Annotated in this window: 13 protein-coding genes; 9 read left to right on the top strand and 4 right to left on the bottom strand. The window is 63.2% G+C overall.

The window, feature by feature from the left end; genetic code table 11:
* The first annotated feature begins 90 nt into the window (after positions 1–90).
* On the top strand, positions 91–843 hold the full coding sequence (locus FJ940_RS10060; protein WP_140557815.1) for a DUF502 domain-containing protein: 753 nt from the start codon (positions 91–93) through the stop codon (positions 841–843).
* On the opposite strand, the gene recG is transcribed toward FJ940_RS10060, so the two are convergent.
* Positions 795–2,903: an ATP-dependent DNA helicase RecG gene (recG, locus tag FJ940_RS10055; RefSeq protein WP_140656401.1), complete on the bottom strand. Its 2,109-nt coding sequence runs from the start codon at positions 2,901–2,903 to the stop codon at positions 795–797. The genes FJ940_RS10060 and recG overlap by 49 nt on opposite strands.
* A gap of 92 nt (positions 2,904–2,995) precedes the next feature.
* Here recG and FJ940_RS10050 point away from each other — a divergent pair, with 92 nt between their 5' ends.
* The 3 genes from FJ940_RS10050 (at position 2,996) to FJ940_RS10040 (ending at position 8,301) form a co-directional block, all read left to right on the top strand.
* Positions 2,996–3,283, top strand: coding sequence for a succinate dehydrogenase assembly factor 2 (locus FJ940_RS10050; protein ID WP_140498959.1), 288 nt, complete (start codon positions 2,996–2,998; stop codon positions 3,281–3,283).
* Positions 3,284–3,294: 11 nt separating this feature from the next.
* On the top strand, positions 3,295–6,792 hold the full coding sequence (gene mfd, locus FJ940_RS10045) for a transcription-repair coupling factor (protein WP_140656398.1): 3,498 nt from the start codon (positions 3,295–3,297) through the stop codon (positions 6,790–6,792).
* Positions 6,793–6,927: 135 nt separating this feature from the next.
* Positions 6,928–8,301 carry a 3-deoxy-7-phosphoheptulonate synthase class II gene (locus FJ940_RS10040; RefSeq protein ID WP_140515265.1) on the top strand — a complete coding sequence of 458 codons (1,374 nt, stop codon included), beginning with the start codon at positions 6,928–6,930 and terminating at the stop codon, positions 8,299–8,301.
* Positions 8,302–8,347: 46 nt separating this feature from the next.
* Here FJ940_RS10040 and FJ940_RS10035 read toward each other — a convergent pair whose 3' ends face one another.
* A complete protein-coding gene (locus tag FJ940_RS10035; protein ID WP_140656395.1) occupies positions 8,348–9,418 on the bottom strand; it encodes a diguanylate cyclase in 1,071 nt (356 codons plus the stop codon).
* A 326-nt stretch (positions 9,419–9,744) separates the two neighbouring features.
* On the opposite strand from FJ940_RS10035, the gene FJ940_RS10030 reads away from it, so the two are divergent.
* Positions 9,745–10,164: a GFA family protein gene (locus FJ940_RS10030; RefSeq protein WP_140515267.1), complete on the top strand. Its 420-nt coding sequence runs from the start codon at positions 9,745–9,747 to the stop codon at positions 10,162–10,164.
* Between the two features lie 77 nt (positions 10,165–10,241).
* Positions 10,242–10,601: a diacylglycerol kinase gene (locus FJ940_RS10025; protein ID WP_140498951.1), complete on the top strand. Its 360-nt coding sequence runs from the start codon at positions 10,242–10,244 to the stop codon at positions 10,599–10,601.
* 22 nt (positions 10,602–10,623) lie between these two features.
* On the opposite strand, the gene FJ940_RS10020 is transcribed toward FJ940_RS10025, so the two are convergent.
* Both FJ940_RS10020 and FJ940_RS10015 read right to left on the bottom strand, forming a co-directional pair.
* Positions 10,624–11,211 carry a DedA family protein gene (locus FJ940_RS10020; RefSeq protein ID WP_140498949.1) on the bottom strand — a complete coding sequence of 196 codons (588 nt, stop codon included), beginning with the start codon at positions 11,209–11,211 and terminating at the stop codon, positions 10,624–10,626.
* Positions 11,208–11,768, bottom strand: a complete 561-nt coding sequence (locus FJ940_RS10015) for a DUF1003 domain-containing protein (protein WP_140656393.1) — start codon at positions 11,766–11,768, stop codon at positions 11,208–11,210. The genes FJ940_RS10020 and FJ940_RS10015 overlap by 4 nt, the downstream gene beginning before the upstream one ends.
* An 87-nt stretch (positions 11,769–11,855) precedes the next feature.
* On the opposite strand from FJ940_RS10015, the gene FJ940_RS10010 reads away from it, so the two are divergent.
* From FJ940_RS10010 to FJ940_RS10000, 3 genes are all read left to right on the top strand, one after another.
* Positions 11,856–12,572 (top strand): DNA-3-methyladenine glycosylase I, encoded by a 717-nt coding sequence (locus tag FJ940_RS10010; protein ID WP_140525391.1) that lies wholly within the window; start codon positions 11,856–11,858, stop codon positions 12,570–12,572.
* 62 nt (positions 12,573–12,634) lie between these two features.
* Positions 12,635–14,311 (top strand): NAD+ synthase, encoded by a 1,677-nt coding sequence (locus FJ940_RS10005; protein ID WP_140656390.1) that lies wholly within the window; start codon positions 12,635–12,637, stop codon positions 14,309–14,311.
* 49 nt (positions 14,312–14,360) lie between these two features.
* Complete coding sequence (locus FJ940_RS10000; protein ID WP_140656388.1) at positions 14,361–14,774, top strand: GNAT family N-acetyltransferase; 414 nt, start codon at positions 14,361–14,363, stop codon at positions 14,772–14,774.
* Positions 14,775–15,033 lie beyond the last annotated feature (259 nt).

The raw sequence follows: 15,033 nt of genomic DNA, 5'->3' as shown, positions 1-15,033 counted from the left end.
TTTTTAAACAGGTGCTTTAAAAACTTCGCAGTTCCAAAGCGCCTTCCGGTTCACTAATGTTTGCGCTGCAACTCGCGCCCCGGTGAACCCATGTCAGATGCTCTCAAGACCTCCGGCATGACCCGGCTGAGGAACTATTTCCTCACAGGCTTCGTCGTCTGCGCGCCGCTGGCGATCACCGCTTATATCGCGTGGTCCTTCATCGGTTGGGTGGATTCCTGGGTCAAACCCTATATTCCGGCGCGCTACAGTCCCGATACCTACCTGCCGTTCCCGGTTCCGGGATTTGGGCTGATCGTGGCGCTTGTCCTGATCACGCTGATCGGGTTCATGACCGCCAATATCGTCGGCCGCGCCATCGTCAATTTCGGCGAGCGCCTGCTTGGCCGAATGCCGCTGGTGCGGGGCATCTATCGCTCGCTGAAGCAGATTTTCGAAACCGTGCTGTCGAACAAAGGTGACATGTTCCGCCAGGTCGGCTTGGTCGAATATCCGCGCAAGGGGGTGTGGTCGCTGGTGTTCGTGGCCAGCGAGAAGGAAACCGAGATCAACCAGAAGCTTGACCAGGAAGGCGATCCGCTGACCGCTGTCTTCATGCCTTGTACGCCCAATCCGACGACGGGCTTCCTGATGTATGTGCCAAAGTCGGATATCGTGCTGCTCGACATGACGATCGAGGATGGCGCCAAGCTGATCGTCTCGGCCGGGCTGGTGGCGCCGGAGGTGAAAACGAAGCTGGTGATGCTGAATGGCGAGCCGATCACGGGCACCCTGGCCAATCCGCCGCTCGGGCCTTATCCCGCCCGCAGGAGCCGCACCGCCTCGTCGCGGCCGAACAAGTAGAGCAGCAGGCGCAGCGCTTCGCCGCGCTCGGTCTGCAGGTCCGGATCACGCGACAGGATCAGTCTTGCGTCATCGCGGGCCGCTTCGAGCAGGTCCGCATGCGCCTCGATGCGCGCGACCTGGAAGCCCGGCGTGCCGGACTGACGGGTGCCAAGCAATTCGCCTTCGCCGCGCAGCTTCAGGTCCTCCTCGGCGATCACGAAACCATCCTCGGTCTCGCGCATCACCGACAGGCGCCGCTTGGCCGTTTCGCCTAGCGGATCCTTGTAGAGCAACACGCAGGACGAAGGCTTGTCGCCGCGCCCGACGCGGCCGCGCAACTGGTGCAGCTGGGCGAGGCCGAAACGTTCGGCGTGTTCGATGACCATGATGGTCGCGTCCGGCACGTCGACGCCGACCTCGATGACGGTTGTGGCAATCAGGATACGTGTCTCGCCCTGCTTGAAGGCGCGCATCGCTTCGTCCTTCTCGGCGCCCTTCATGCGGCCGTGGACGAGGCCGATCCGGTCGCCGAACAGCGGCTTCAGGGAAGCAAAGCGGTCCTCGGCCGACATCAGCTTTATCTCTTCGGATTCTTCCACAAGCGGGCATATCCAGTAGATTTTCTGGCCGCCGGCCACCGCTTCCACCATGCGATCGACGAGTTCGTCCAGCCGCTCAAGCGGCAGCGTGACGGTGCGGATCGGCTGCCGGCCGGCCGGCTTTTCCGTCAGCTTGGAGACGTCCATGTCGCCGAAGGCGGTCAGCACCAGCGTGCGCGGAATGGGGGTTGCTGTCATCACCAGCATGTCTGGCGCGTCGCCCTTGGCGGTGATGGCAAGCCGCTGGTGAACGCCGAAGCGATGCTGCTCGTCCACGACGGCAAGGACGAGGTCGTGGAACGCCACCGTTTCCTGGAACAGCGCGTGGGTGCCGATGACGATGTCGATCTCGCCGCTGGCCAGTCCCGCCAGCGTTTCGGTGCGTTCGCGGCCCTTTTCGCGACCGGTGAGGATGGCCGTGCGCATGCCTGCCCGTTCCGCCAAAGGGGCGATCGTCGCCACGTGCTGGCGCGCCAGGATCTCTGTCGGCGCCATTAGGGCAGCCTGGCCGCCAGCCTCGACGGCACGCGCCATGGCCAGGAGCGCAACGACCGTCTTGCCGGAGCCGACGTCGCCTTGCAGGAGGCGCAGCATGCGCTCGGGGTCGGCGAGGTCTGCATTGATTTCGGCGAGCGCGAATTCCTGGGACGCGGTCAATGTGTAGGGCAGGGCCGCGCGCAGCTTGTCGACGATCCGGCTGTCGCCGGTGAGCGGCCGGCCGGACAGCCTGCGGACCCTCGACCGGACCAGGGCGAGCGACACCTGGCCCGCCAGCAACTCGTCATAGGCGAGGCGCCGCCATGCGGCGCCTTCGATGGCGACATCGATCGGGTCCGCGGGATGATGGATGCGGGCCAGCGCGTCACCGAAAGACGGGAAACTCTGGCGGCGCATGAAAGCACCATCCTGCCACTCAGGCAGTTCCGGCAGACGGCCGAGCGCCTGGCCGATGGCGCGGCGCAGCACCTTGGCGGACAGCCCCGCCGTGAGCGGATAGACCGGCTCGACCAGCGGCAGGTTTTCGGCGTCGCCGGCCAAGGCGATATGATCCGGGTGGACCATGGTCGGGCGCCCGTTGAACCATTCCATGCGTCCGGAGACCACGACATGCTCGCCCACAGGCATCGATTTTTCCAGATAGGCAGCATGGGCGTGGAAGAAGGTCAGCGCCACTTCGCCGGTATCGTCATGGGCGTAGACCCGGTAAGGCACCGACCTGTTGCCGCGCGGCGGCGGCTGGTGGCGGTCGATGCGCAGGTCGAGCGTGACGATGGCGCCTTCGGCCGAGCCGGCAATGCCCGGCCGGTTGCGGCGGTCGATGACGGTATGCGGCAGCACGAACAGAAGATCGCCGGCGCGCGCCGCTCGGTCGCCGAGATCGGCCGCGACGACTTTTTCGATCAGCGCGCCGACCTTCGGCCCGACACCGGCGAGCGACGTGATCGGGACGAAAAGCGGGTCAAGGATGGAAGGACGCATGATGTCAGCTTATGTCGCGACGGCTGCAGCGCAAGGCTGACAGCCCCTTCTATCCACGCTATATGCGCCGCAGCAAGCGAGGATGCGGCACAATGACGGGAACGAAACGATCAAGCGAGGGGCTCGACGCCCGCCGCCGCAAGCTCTTGTTTCGCTCCTGGCACCGCGGCATGCGTGAGATGGACCTTATCCTCGGCACCTTCGCCGATGCCGAGATCGGCGCCTTGACCGGCGACGAAATCGACCAATATGAAAAGCTCCTCGATATTCCCGACACCGAGTTCCTGCCCTTGATCACCGGCGAACGTCCTGTTCCCGCCGAAATTGATTGTGCGGTCCTGCAAAAAATCATGGCTTCACGCCGGACAATGACCTTTTGAAGAACGCTTCCATGAGCCTCATTCCCACCATCGGCTTGCCGAAAGGCCGTGCCGGCCAGTTCATCGTCGACGGCGTCGCCGACGGCTATGAAGCCTTCGCGCTGGTGCAGGCGGCGCGCGAGATCGCGCCCGACAAGCCGGTGCTGTTCGTGGCGCGCGACGGGCAGCGCCTGCCGGCAATCACAGAGGCGCTGGCCTTTGCCGCTCCCGGCCTGCCCGTGCTGGAACTGCCCGCCTGGGACTGCCTGCCCTATGACCGCGTCTCGCCCGGCTCGGATGCGGCCGCCCGGCGGCTCGACGCGCTCGCCGCCATGATCGCGCTGGCGAGGAAGCCGCATCGCGCCGTCATTCTCACCACCGCCAATGCGCTGCTCCAGCGCATTCCGCCCGCGGATCTCATCGAGGCGCAGACCTTCCACGCCAAACCTGGCAACCAGGTCGATATGAACGCGCTGGTGTCGCGGCTGGAGACATCGGGCTTCGAGCGGGTGCCGACGGTGCGCGGCATCGGCGAGTTCGCCGTGCGCGGCGGCATCCTCGACCTTTTCGCACCCGGCTGGGCCGAGGCGCTGAGGCTGGATTTTTTCGGCGATACGCTGGAATCGATCCGCGTCTTCGACGTGGCCACGCAGCGCACCACCGGGCAGCGCAAGTCCATGGCGCTCCAGGCGATGAGCGAGGTGGCGCTGACGCCGGAGACGATCAGCCGCTTCCGCCGCGCCTATATCGAAGCGTTCGGCGCGCCGTCGCGTGACGATGGGCTTTACGCCGCGGTCAGCGAAGGCCGGCGCTTCGCGGGCATGGAACATTGGCTGCCGTTCTTCTACGAGCGGTTGGAGACCGTGTTCGACTATCTGCCGGACACGCCTGTCGTTTTCGACCATCTGGCGCATGAAGCGCTTGCCGAACGCCACACGCTGATCCTCGATCACTACGAGGCGCGCAAAAAGCAGGCCGAAGGTGCGCTGAAGGACGCGGTGCCCTACAAGCCGGTGGCGCCGGACCTGCTTTACCTCTCGCCGGAAAATCTCGTCGCTTCTCTCGGACCGCGCGAAGCGATCGACTTCACCGCCTTCGACGCACCGGATGCGGGAGCAAGAAAGGTCTTCCACGCCGGCTCGCGCCATGGCCGCAGCTTCGCGGAAGAGCGCGCCGACCCCAACGTCAATGTCTTCGACGTGGCGGTGAAGCACATCGCCGACGAACGCGCGGCACGCCGCCGCGTCATTGTCGCCGGCTGGACCGAGGGCTCGCTCGACCGGCTCGGCCAAATTCTCGCCGAACATCGTCTGGGCAATCTTGCGCCGGTGGCGACCTTGGCGGAGGCGGAGAAACTCGAGCCGGGGCAGGCGGCATTGGCCGTGCTGCCGCTGGAATCCGGTTTCGAGACCGAAAGACTGGTCGTCGTCGCCGAACAGGACATTTTGGGCGACCGGCTGATCCGGCGCTCCAAGCGCAAGAAGCGCGCGTCCGACTTCATTGCCGAAGCCTCGGCCCTGTCGGCTGGCGACATCGTCGTCCATGCCGACCACGGCATTGGCCGCTTCATCGGCCTGCGCACAATCGAAGCCGTCGGGGCGCCGCATGATTGCCTGGAAATCCACTATGCCGGCGACGACCGGCTGTTCCTGCCGGTGGAAAACATCGAGCTCCTGTCGCGCTACGGTTCTGACACAGCCGAGGCGACACTCGACAAACTCGGCGGCGGCGCCTGGCAATCGCGCAAGGCGCGGCTGAAGAAACGCCTGCTCGACATGGCCGGGCAGTTGATCCGCATCGCCGCCGAACGGCAGATGCGCGCTGCACCCCCGCTGGTGCCGGCGGAAGGCCTCTATGGCGAGTTCGCCGCGCGCTTCCCCTATGAGGAGACCGATGACCAGCAGACGGCGATCGATTCCGTCAGGGACGATCTGGCGGCCGGCAAGCCGATGGACCGGCTGATCTGCGGCGATGTCGGTTTCGGCAAGACCGAGGTGGCGCTGCGCGCCGCCTTCATCGCGGCGATGGAAGGGTTCCAGGTGGCGGTCGTCGTGCCGACAACCCTGTTGTCCCGCCAGCATTTCAAGACCTTCTCGCAGCGCTTTTCCGGCCTGCCGATCCGCGTCGCCCAGGCATCGCGGCTGGTCGGCGCAAAGGATCTGGCAGAGACCAAGAAGGGCATTGCCGAAGGGACGGTGGATATCGTGGTCGGCACCCACGCGCTGCTCGGCAGCGCGATCTCGTTCAAGAATCTCGGCCTACTGATCATCGATGAAGAGCAGCATTTTGGCGTCAAGCACAAGGAACGGCTGAAGGACCTAAAGACCGACGTCCACGTGCTGACGCTGTCGGCGACGCCTATCCCGCGCACGCTGCAACTGGCATTGACCGGCGTGCGCGAACTGTCGCTGATCGCCACGCCGCCGGTCGACCGCATGGCGGTGCGCACCTTCATCTCGCCCTTCGATCCGCTGGTCATTCGCGAGACGTTGTTGCGCGAGCGTTATCGCGGCGGCCATTCCTTCTATGTCGTGCCGCGCATCAGCGATCTGGCGGAAATCCATGATTTCCTGAACCAATCCGTGCCGGAACTGAAGGTGGCGGTGGCCCATGGCCAGATGCCGCCGGGCGAACTCGACGACATCATGAACGCCTTCTACGACGGCCAGTACGACGTTCTCTTGTCGACCACCATCGTCGAATCCGGCCTCGACATCCCGACCGCCAACACGCTGATCGTCCATCGCGCCGACATGTTCGGCCTGTCACAGCTCTATCAGTTGCGCGGCCGTGTCGGGCGCTCGAAGGTGCGCGCCTACGCACTGTTCACACTGCCGGCCAACCGCAAGCTGACCGACACCGCCGAACGTCGACTGAAAGTGCTGCAGTCGCTCGACACGCTGGGCGCCGGCTTCCAGCTCGCCAGCCACGATCTCGATATCAGAGGCGCAGGCAATCTGCTCGGCGAAGAGCAGTCCGGCCACATCAAGGAAGTCGGCTTCGAGCTCTACCAGCAGATGCTGGAGGAGGCGGTCGCGGAGGTGAAGGATTCCGGCGAGGTGCTGGATGGCGGCTGGTCGCCGCAGATCGCCGTCGGCACGGCGGTGATGATCCCGGAGAGCTATGTGCCGGACCTGCAGCTCAGGCTGGCGCTCTATCGGCGCCTCGGCGACCTCGAGAGCACCGAGGAAATCGATGCTTTCGGCGCCGAGCTGATCGACCGTTTCGGCCCGCTGCCGGAGGAGGTGAAGCATCTGCTCAAGATCGTCTTCATCAAAGCCCTCTGCCGCAAGGCCAATGTCGAGAAGCTCGATGCCGGGCCGAAGGGCGTGGTCATCCATTTCCGCAAGCGCGAGTTTTCCAACCCGGTCGGACTGGTCAAATTTATCGGCGAGCAAGGCTCGCTGGCAAAGATCCGGCCGGACCAAAGCGTCGTCTTCACCCGCGACTGGCCAACGGCGGAAAAGCGTTTGGCGGGCTCGGCTGTCGTCATGACGCAACTGGCGCGGCTGGTAGAGAAGGCGGCGTAGCCAGCCCGGCCCATTCGCCAGCGCTGAAATTCCGGTCTAGAATAGGAAATCGGCTTCGTGTATGGAGCCGCCACCCCACATGGGGGCTGGAAATGGCGGGCGAGGTGCTTGCCGGAAAAAGCGTTGGGTGCAGCGATGACGAAATGGTCGCCGAATTCGTGGAGGGCAAAGCCGATCAAGCAGGTCCCTGCTTATCCGGACCTTGCCGCGCTGAAGAACACGGAGGCCCAGCTCGCCACCTTTCCGCCGCTGGTTTTTGCCGGCGAGGCGCGCAAGCTGAAGAAGCAACTGGCCAGCGTCGCTGCCGGCGAGGCGTTCCTGCTCCAGGGCGGCGACTGCGCCGAGAGCTTTGCCGAACATGGCGCGGACAACATCCGCGACTTCTTCCGCGTCTTCCTGCAAATGTCGGTGGTGCTGACCTTCGCCGGTGCGCAGCCGGTGGTGAAGATCGGCCGCGTTGCGGGCCAGTTCGCCAAGCCACGCTCGTCCGACAACGAGACCAAGGGCGAGGTGACGCTGCCGAGCTATCGCGGCGACATCATCAATGGCATCGAATTCGACCTCAAGTCGCGCATTCCCGATCCTGCCCGCCAGGAAATGGCGTACCGTCAGTCGGCGGCAACGCTCAATCTTTTGCGCGCCTTCGCGCAGGGCGGCTACGCCAGCCTGGAGAATGTGCATCGCTGGATGCTCGGCTTCGTCTCCGACAGCCCGCAGGCCGAAAAATACGAGTCGCTTGCCAACCGCATCACCGAGACGATGGATTTCATGCGCGCGGTCGGCATCACCTCCGAAACCAATTTCGCGCTGCGCGAGACTGATTTCTATACCAGCCACGAGGCGCTGCTGCTCGGCTATGAGGAAGCGCTGACGCGTGTCGATTCGACCTCCGGCGACTGGTACGCGACGTCTGGCCACATGATCTGGATCGGTGACCGCACCCGCCAGCCCGACCATGCGCATGTCGAATATTGCCGCGGCATCAAGAACCCGCTCGGCCTGAAATGCGGCCCGTCGCTGACGCCGGACGGCTTGCTGGAACTGATCGACCTGCTCAACCCCGAGAACGAGCCAGGCAGGCTGACGCTGATCGCGCGCTTCGGTTCCGACAAGGTCGCCGAGCATCTGCCGAAGCTGGTGCGGGCGGTGCAGAAGGAAGGCCGTAGCGTCGTCTGGTCGTCAGACCCGATGCATGGCAACACGATCGAGGCGGCCGGCTACAAGACGCGGCCGTTCGACCGCATCCTGAAGGAGGTGCAGACGTTCTTCGAGGTGCACCGCGCCGAAGGCACGCATCCGGGCGGCATCCATGTCGAGATGACCGGCAAGAACGTGACTGAATGCACTGGCGGTGCCCGCGCCATCACCGCCGAGGAATTGCAGGACCGCTATCACACCCATTGCGACCCGCGCCTCAATGCCGACCAGGCCATCGAACTGGCGTTCCTGGTGTCGGACCTGCTCAAGAAAAGCCATCCGGTGCAACACAAGCAGGTCGCCAACGGCTGACCCCCGTCCAAAGCAGTTCACAGGAAAAGCGCTTCCTGCCGAAAAATCAGTCTTGCTTGTAGAGCAGCCAGCTCTTGCCGGCGCGGCCCGCCATCGTCGAATGCCTGGTCACGCGGTTACGTCCGCTGACCTTTGAGCGGTAAAGCGCCCGGTCTGCCTTGCTGTAGAGGTCTTCAGGGCCCTCGGCTTCGGATGCCATGCAGATGCCCATCGAGACGGTGACGGTGCCGTAATTCATGCCGGTCTGGCTGCTGGTGAAAGGCGACTGCTCGATCAGCGCGCGAATGCGTTCGGCGATTTCGTAGGTGGCGTCCTCGCTTGCGCCCTCGACGATCAGCGCGAATTCCTCGCCGCCGGTGCGGGCGACGAACATGTCGGCGCGAATGCTGGTCTGGAATATATCGGCGATGATCTGGAGGATCTTGTCGCCGACGGGATGGCCGTACCTGTCGTTGATGTCCTTGAACCGATCGATGTCGGCGAGGATCAATGCATTGAACAGGATGCCTTTGTTGCTATTGTAGATCCTGGTGATTTCCTTGTCGAAGGCGCGACGGTTCCAGATTTGCGTCAGGGGGTCGGTGTCGGCTAGGCGCTTGTATTCCTCGAGCTTCGACTTGACGCTTTCCAGTTCCGCGGTCTTGTCGCTGAGCGTCGAGGCAACTTGCCGGCCATGATCGATCGTCGAATTGGTGGCGACCGCCATGGCGTTGACGATCTTTTGCAGAACATCCGGCGACAGCAGGCTGTTTCTGCCGAGTCCGCTCGACGTTTCGTTGAGGATCCTGCCGTATTTCTCGATGTGGCTGCGCTCGCTCCTCAGCAGCGAAGCGATGTCCTCGAGTTCGTTGGCGATGACTTCCCTGGCATGCTCGACGATGCCGGAGCCATGGTTCTGGGCAAAGAAGGCGCGTCCGATCTGGTCGATGTCGTCCTGTGTCGGTCGGCCGCTCAGCGACACGACGGCAAGGCTGAGCTCGCGATTGGATCCGCTCAAGGCCTCGTAGAAGATCTCGTAGTTGCGTGGCAGGCCGAGCACGCCGAGCTGGCGCATTGTGGCGAGGACAGTGCTCGCAATATCGGTGCTTCGTTCGCTCTGGGCGGCTGCCGGCTGCATGTTCTGTTCACTCTTCCCCGGGAACACGCTGCGGCATTCGCAGGCATCCAATGTCGCCGACCTGGGGAACGCTGGCCATTCCAGTCCATCTTGCGAAGAAGGCGCGTCCCCACTCACGACTTTCGCTTGCGAGGATCATAGATGCAGCAGCGCTAAAGTTTCCTTAATCCGCTGAATCCGGCCTGTCTTTCGCTGATTCCGGCTTAACACGCCTTCATCTGTGAACAAACAATTCCCGAGCGCGCCAAATGCATGTCGCATTTTCTTGCGCGCAGCCATCGAAAAGCTGGGATCCTGTCAGCAGCGATTTCTTTTGGGATGGTGCGATGAGTGAAAATCATACGGGATCGTGTCTCTGCGGAGCGGTTCGCTTCAGGACGCGAGGGCCGTTGCGCGGCGTCATCTATTGCCATTGCTCGCAATGTCGCAAGCAGAGTGGACATTTCTATGCCGCAACCAATGTCCCGGACGCCAATATCGATATCGACGGCGCCGACAACATCACCTGGTATGAGGCGTCCGCCTTCGCCGGGCGCGGTTTTTGCAAGACATGCGGATCGCTGCTTTTCTGGAAACCGCGGGACAACGCCTATGTTTCGGTTCTGGCGGGATCGTTCGATGAACCGACAGGCCTCGAGGGCCAATGCCACATTTTCGTGGGTGACAAGGGCGATTATTATTCGATCGACGACGCGCTGCCTCAATTCGAGAAGTCGACCCCATCGGTGAAGGTCGCCGACGAATGAATTTTGGGCGAGCCAGCTTATTCCATTGATCGGGCCATTGCTTTATCCCGTGCCGGTGATTCGCAAAGGGGTTTGGCATGCAGCGGCTGATCGACGCTTATTTCAACTCGCTGCGGGCGTTCCGCAAGCTGACCGCAACTGAAAAAGCTTTCCAGCAGGAGCTGGCGCTGCTCGCCCTTGCCCTTCCGATCGGCTGGTTCGTTTCGGTGTCGTGGCGCGGCTACGCGCTGCTGATCGGCGCGGTGCTGCTCCTGATCATGGTCGAGGTGCTGAACACCGGCATCGAAGCGGCCTGCGATGCCTTTAGCCGCGAATTCAATGTCGACATCCAGCTGGCCAAGGACTGCGGTTCGCTGGCGGTACTGATCTCCGTGGCGATCGTTGCCGGCGTCTGGGGCATCGCGATCATCGAGCGTATCGTCGGGCTGCCGATCTGAGCTTTCGACCGCCGGCCGGCGGTCAGTTTTCCCTGGCGCGTTCCTTTCGGGCGAAATGGCGGGCGATGAGCCAGGCGAGTACGGCCACGGCCAGGCCGATAGCCAGGCCCACCAATATCCGCTCATGGCGAAGCAGCGCCTGGCCGATGAAATGCTCGGCGCCCAACCCGAAGACATAGCCGATGGTGCTGAACAGCACCGCCCAGACCGCCGAGGAAATGGCGTTCAAGACGATGAAGCGGGGTGCTGCGATGTTCGACAGGCCGGCCGCGATGCCACCGACCAGGCGCATGCCATAGACGTAGCGGTTCGACAGCACGAAGATGTTGGGATGGGTGTTGAGCAGACGATAGGCGCGGCGGAAGCCGGGCCGCTTGCGCAACCCGACGACATAGCGATGGTCCGCGAAACTTCTCCCCAGGATGAAGAAGCAGGTGTCGCCGGCGAAGGCCCCAAGCGCTGCCACGACGACGGTCTGCCAGAGGACGAAGATATGCTGATGGGCGAAGAAGCCGCCGAGTATGGCGGCACTCTCGCCCTCGGCGACACAGCCCAGAAAAACGGCGATCAGCCCGTATTGTTCGATGAAATGATGGATCGCGTCGCTCATGACGGCGATTGCTGCGACAGCCTCTCGTCGATCCGCTTGACCAGTTCGGCCAACCGCACGATCTCGTCGCGCATGCCGATGATCTGGCCGTGGTGCATTTCGTCCAGCTTTTCATGCAGCGCCATGATCTCGATCTCGGCCTTCAGATTGACCTCGTAGTCGTGGGCGGCATCGATGCGGTCGCGCTCGGTCTGGCGGTTCTGCGCCATCATGATCACCGGCGCCTGCAGCGCCGCGACCATGGACAGGACGAGATTGAGGAAGATGAACGGGTAGGGATCGAAGGCGTCGCGCGCCAGAAGCCAGGCATTGGCTGATGTCCAGACGATCAGGAAGGCAATGAAGCCAAGGATGAACGACCAGGAACCGCCAATGCGGGCGATGCTATCGGCAAGGCGGTCGCCAAAGGTCTGGTGGAAGGCGACGGCCTTGTTGGTGTCCCTGGAGATCGTTGTGCGCTCGAGCGTCGACTGCAGCACCCGGTTCTCCAGGGCACTGAGACCGTCCGGCTTTCGTCTCAGCCAGCGGTTCGCCAGATCGTCGATCGTCTTGTTCATGGCCGTCTCCAAGGGCTTGGCTGGCGATAGAGGTAGAGGCTGCCGGCCCGCGCGGGAAGTGCTAGATTGAGGGAACCGGAGGGACTTATGGTCGACTTCAAGAAAATTCGCGCTCGCGCCGCAAAGCGCAAGGGCGGCGAGGAGGAACTGGTCTCGCTGCTCGGGCCGATTCCCGACAACGCCGCCGTGGCCGACATCGGCGATGACCGTATCCTGTCGACGATGGCCGAGCGCGTCTTCGCCGCCGGTTTCGTCTGGCGCGTCATCGAGCAGAAATGGCCCGGATTCGAAGAGGCGTTCCTGCGCTTCGAGCCGAAGCGGTTGCTGTTCCAGCCTGACGATTTCTGGCATGAACTGGCATCCGACCAGCGCATCGTGCGCAATCCGCAGAAGATCAAATCCGTTCGCGACAACGCTGCCTTCGTCGAGCGCGTGTCAAAAGAGCATGGCGGCTTCGGCACATTCCTCGCCGAGTGGCCCGCCGACGACCAGGTCGGGCTGATGGCCTATCTCGGCAAGCATGGGAGCCGGCTCGGCGGCAATACCGGCCAGTATTTCCTGCGCTGGCTGGGTTGGGACGCCTTCGTCATTTCGGCCGACATGGCGGCCGCCCTTCGCGATGCCGGGCTTGATATCGCCGAAAGCCCGACGTCGAAGAAGGATCTCGACAAGATCCAGGCCCAGGTCAACCGTTGGGTTGCGGATACCGGCCTGCCGCGCCGGCACATTTCGCGCATCCTGGCGATGTCGATCGGGGAGAACCATTCGCCGCAGGCGCTGCGCGACTATATGGGCAACGACTGATGTCGAAATTGGCCCAAGCAAACGCCATTGCGGGGCGAATTTTGCCGCGCTAAGTCAGCAGCATGACCAAGAAGCCCGACATACTGCGCATCGCCGTTGCCCAGCTCAATCCGACAGTCGGCGACGTCGCCGGCAATCTCGCCAAGGCCCGCGAGGCGAGGGCGGATGCCGCGCGTCAAGGCGCCGATCTCGTGCTCTACACCGAGCTTTTCCTCGCCGGCTATCCGCCTGAGGATCTGGTGCTGAAGCCCGCCTTCCTGAAGGCCTGCGAGCGGGCCGCGCAGGAGATTGCCGCCGACACCGCCGATGGCGGTCCCGGCGTCATCATCGGCACGCCGCTGAAGCGCAAAACCGGCACCCACAACTCGATCGTCTTCGCCGATGGCGGCAAGATCATCGCCGAGCGCTATAAGCTCGATCTGCCGAATTATGGCGAGTTCGACGAGAAGCGCGTCTTCCAGGCCGGACCGGAGATCCAGGGGCCCGTCAATTTCCGCGGCGTGCGTCTGGGAATCCCGATCTGCGAGGACATCTGGGGCGACATCGGCGTCTGCGAGACGCTGGCCGAGAGCGGCGCGGAAATCCTGCTGGTGCCGAACGGCTCGCCCTATTACCGCGCCAAGATCGATGTGCGCCACCAGGTCGTCATCCGCCAGGTCATCGAATGCGGGCTGCCGATGATCTATGCAAACCAGCTCGGCGGCCAGGACGAGCTGATCTTCGACGGCGCGTCGTTTGCCATAGGTGCCGACAAGCGGCTTGCTTTCCAGATGAGCCAGTTCGAGGAGGCGGTCGACATCACCACCTGGAGGAGACAGGGCGAAAACTGGGTCTGTTCGGAAGGACCGATGTCGAAGATCCCCGAACGGGAGGAGGCCGACTATCGCGCCTGCATGCTGGGCTTGCGCGACTACGTCAACAAGAACGGTTTCAAGAACGTCGTGCTCGGCCTGTCGGGCGGCATCGATTCGGCCATCTGCGCGGCCCTTGCCGTCGATGCGCTGGGCGAGGAGCGGCTGCGCGCGGTGATGATGCCTTACCGCTATACGTCGAAGGATTCGCTTAGGGATGCCGAGGACTGTGCCCGCGCACTCGGCTGCCGCTATGACATCGTGCCGATCTTCGAGCCGGTCGAAGGTTTCCTTCATGCGCTGACGCAGCTTTTCGAAGGCACCAAGGAAGGCATCACCGAGGAGAACTTGCAGAGCCGCGCGCGCGGCACCATCCTGATGGCGATTTCCAACAAATTCGGCTCGATGGTGGTTACGACAGGCAACAAGAGCGAGATGTCGGTCGGCTATGCAACGCTCTATGGCGACATGAATGGGGGCTTCAATCCGATCAAGGACCTGTACAAGATGCAGGTCTATGCACTGTCGCGCTGGCGCAACAGCCACGTGCCGCCGGGCGCGCTCGGACCGTCGGGCGAGGTGATCCCGAAGAACATCATCGACAAGGCGCCGTCGGCGGAACTGCGCGAGAACCAGACCGATCAGGATTCGCTGCCGCCCTATCCGGTGCTGGACGACATCCTCGAATGCCTGGTCGAGAACGAGATGGGCGTCGACGACATCGTCGCGCGCGGCCATGACCGGGCGACGGTGACGCGCATCGAGCACCTGCTCTACGTCGCCGAATACAAGCGCCGGCAGGCGGCGCCCGGCGTGAAGATCACCAGGAAGAATTTCGGCCGCGACCGTCGCTATCCCATCACCAACCGGTTCAGGGATCGCGGCTAGACACCGTACCGACCGAAAATTCGCGTCATGCCGCAGGCGAGGGGTAGCGATGCCCGAGTGTGAAATCAGCTTCGACCTGTCACGGATCGACTTCAGGGCGACATCCGACCTGTTGATGGCAAGCTATTGGGGCGGCGGGCGCAGTGACGAGACCCACCGCCGCGCCTTCGCGAATTCGCTCTGCGTCGGCGCTTATGTCGAAGGCAAACAGGTCGGCTTCGGCCGGGCGATCACCGACCGCACGGTGTTCGCCTATCTGGCCGATATCATCGTCTGGCCGCAGCATCGCGGGCAGGGCATCGGCTCGCGGCTGGTACGGGCGCTGATCGACCATCCCGAGCTCGGTAGCGTTTCGCACTGGAGCCTGTCGACCAGCGACGCGCATGGGGTTTATGAAAGACTGGGATTCAAGGCATCGACCGATGGCCGGTACATGCGCCTCGATCGTAAGCCGATCCGCTGACCAAGCGCCATTGCCGTTGTTGCAAATTTATCCCAGTGCTTGGACCAGATGCCGTTTTTGGTGACCGCCAGCCTTGGCGATGCGATGCGGCATCTCTATAAGGACCTCTCCGCGATTCCCTTTAGGGAGGACCGAATGCCAGGATTTGACATCGTTATGCGAGGCCGCGAAGCCTAGGTCCCGACCGGCGCGCCGCAGGGTTTTCACCCTCGGAACGGAGCCGGATCGAGAACAGGCCTTTGCCGATGCCGGTCGCCGC

Source organism: Mesorhizobium sp. B2-3-7 (assembly GCF_006442695.1).
Lineage (GTDB): Bacteria > Pseudomonadota > Alphaproteobacteria > Rhizobiales > Rhizobiaceae > Mesorhizobium.
Note: the sequence above shows the minus strand (reverse complement) of the source record. Positions and strands in the feature narration are given on the sequence as shown.

Coding starts and splice junctions, on each gene's coding strand:
- FJ940_RS10060 (WP_140557815.1), top strand. CDS start 91: ATGTCAGATGCTCTCAAGACCTCCGGCATGACCCGGCTGAGGAACTAT.
- recG (WP_140656401.1), bottom strand. CDS start 2,903: ATGCGTCCTTCCATCCTTGACCCGCTTTTCGTCCCGATCACGTCGCTC.
- FJ940_RS10050 (WP_140498959.1), top strand. CDS start 2,996: ATGACGGGAACGAAACGATCAAGCGAGGGGCTCGACGCCCGCCGCCGC.
- mfd (WP_140656398.1), top strand. CDS start 3,295: ATGAGCCTCATTCCCACCATCGGCTTGCCGAAAGGCCGTGCCGGCCAG.
- FJ940_RS10040 (WP_140515265.1), top strand. CDS start 6,928: ATGACGAAATGGTCGCCGAATTCGTGGAGGGCAAAGCCGATCAAGCAG.
- FJ940_RS10035 (WP_140656395.1), bottom strand. CDS start 9,418: ATGCAGCCGGCAGCCGCCCAGAGCGAACGAAGCACCGATATTGCGAGC.
- FJ940_RS10030 (WP_140515267.1), top strand. CDS start 9,745: ATGAGTGAAAATCATACGGGATCGTGTCTCTGCGGAGCGGTTCGCTTC.
- FJ940_RS10025 (WP_140498951.1), top strand. CDS start 10,242: ATGCAGCGGCTGATCGACGCTTATTTCAACTCGCTGCGGGCGTTCCGC.
- FJ940_RS10020 (WP_140498949.1), bottom strand. CDS start 11,211: ATGAGCGACGCGATCCATCATTTCATCGAACAATACGGGCTGATCGCC.
- FJ940_RS10015 (WP_140656393.1), bottom strand. CDS start 11,768: ATGAACAAGACGATCGACGATCTGGCGAACCGCTGGCTGAGACGAAAG.
- FJ940_RS10010 (WP_140525391.1), top strand. CDS start 11,856: ATGGTCGACTTCAAGAAAATTCGCGCTCGCGCCGCAAAGCGCAAGGGC.
- FJ940_RS10005 (WP_140656390.1), top strand. CDS start 12,635: ATGACCAAGAAGCCCGACATACTGCGCATCGCCGTTGCCCAGCTCAAT.
- FJ940_RS10000 (WP_140656388.1), top strand. CDS start 14,361: ATGCCCGAGTGTGAAATCAGCTTCGACCTGTCACGGATCGACTTCAGG.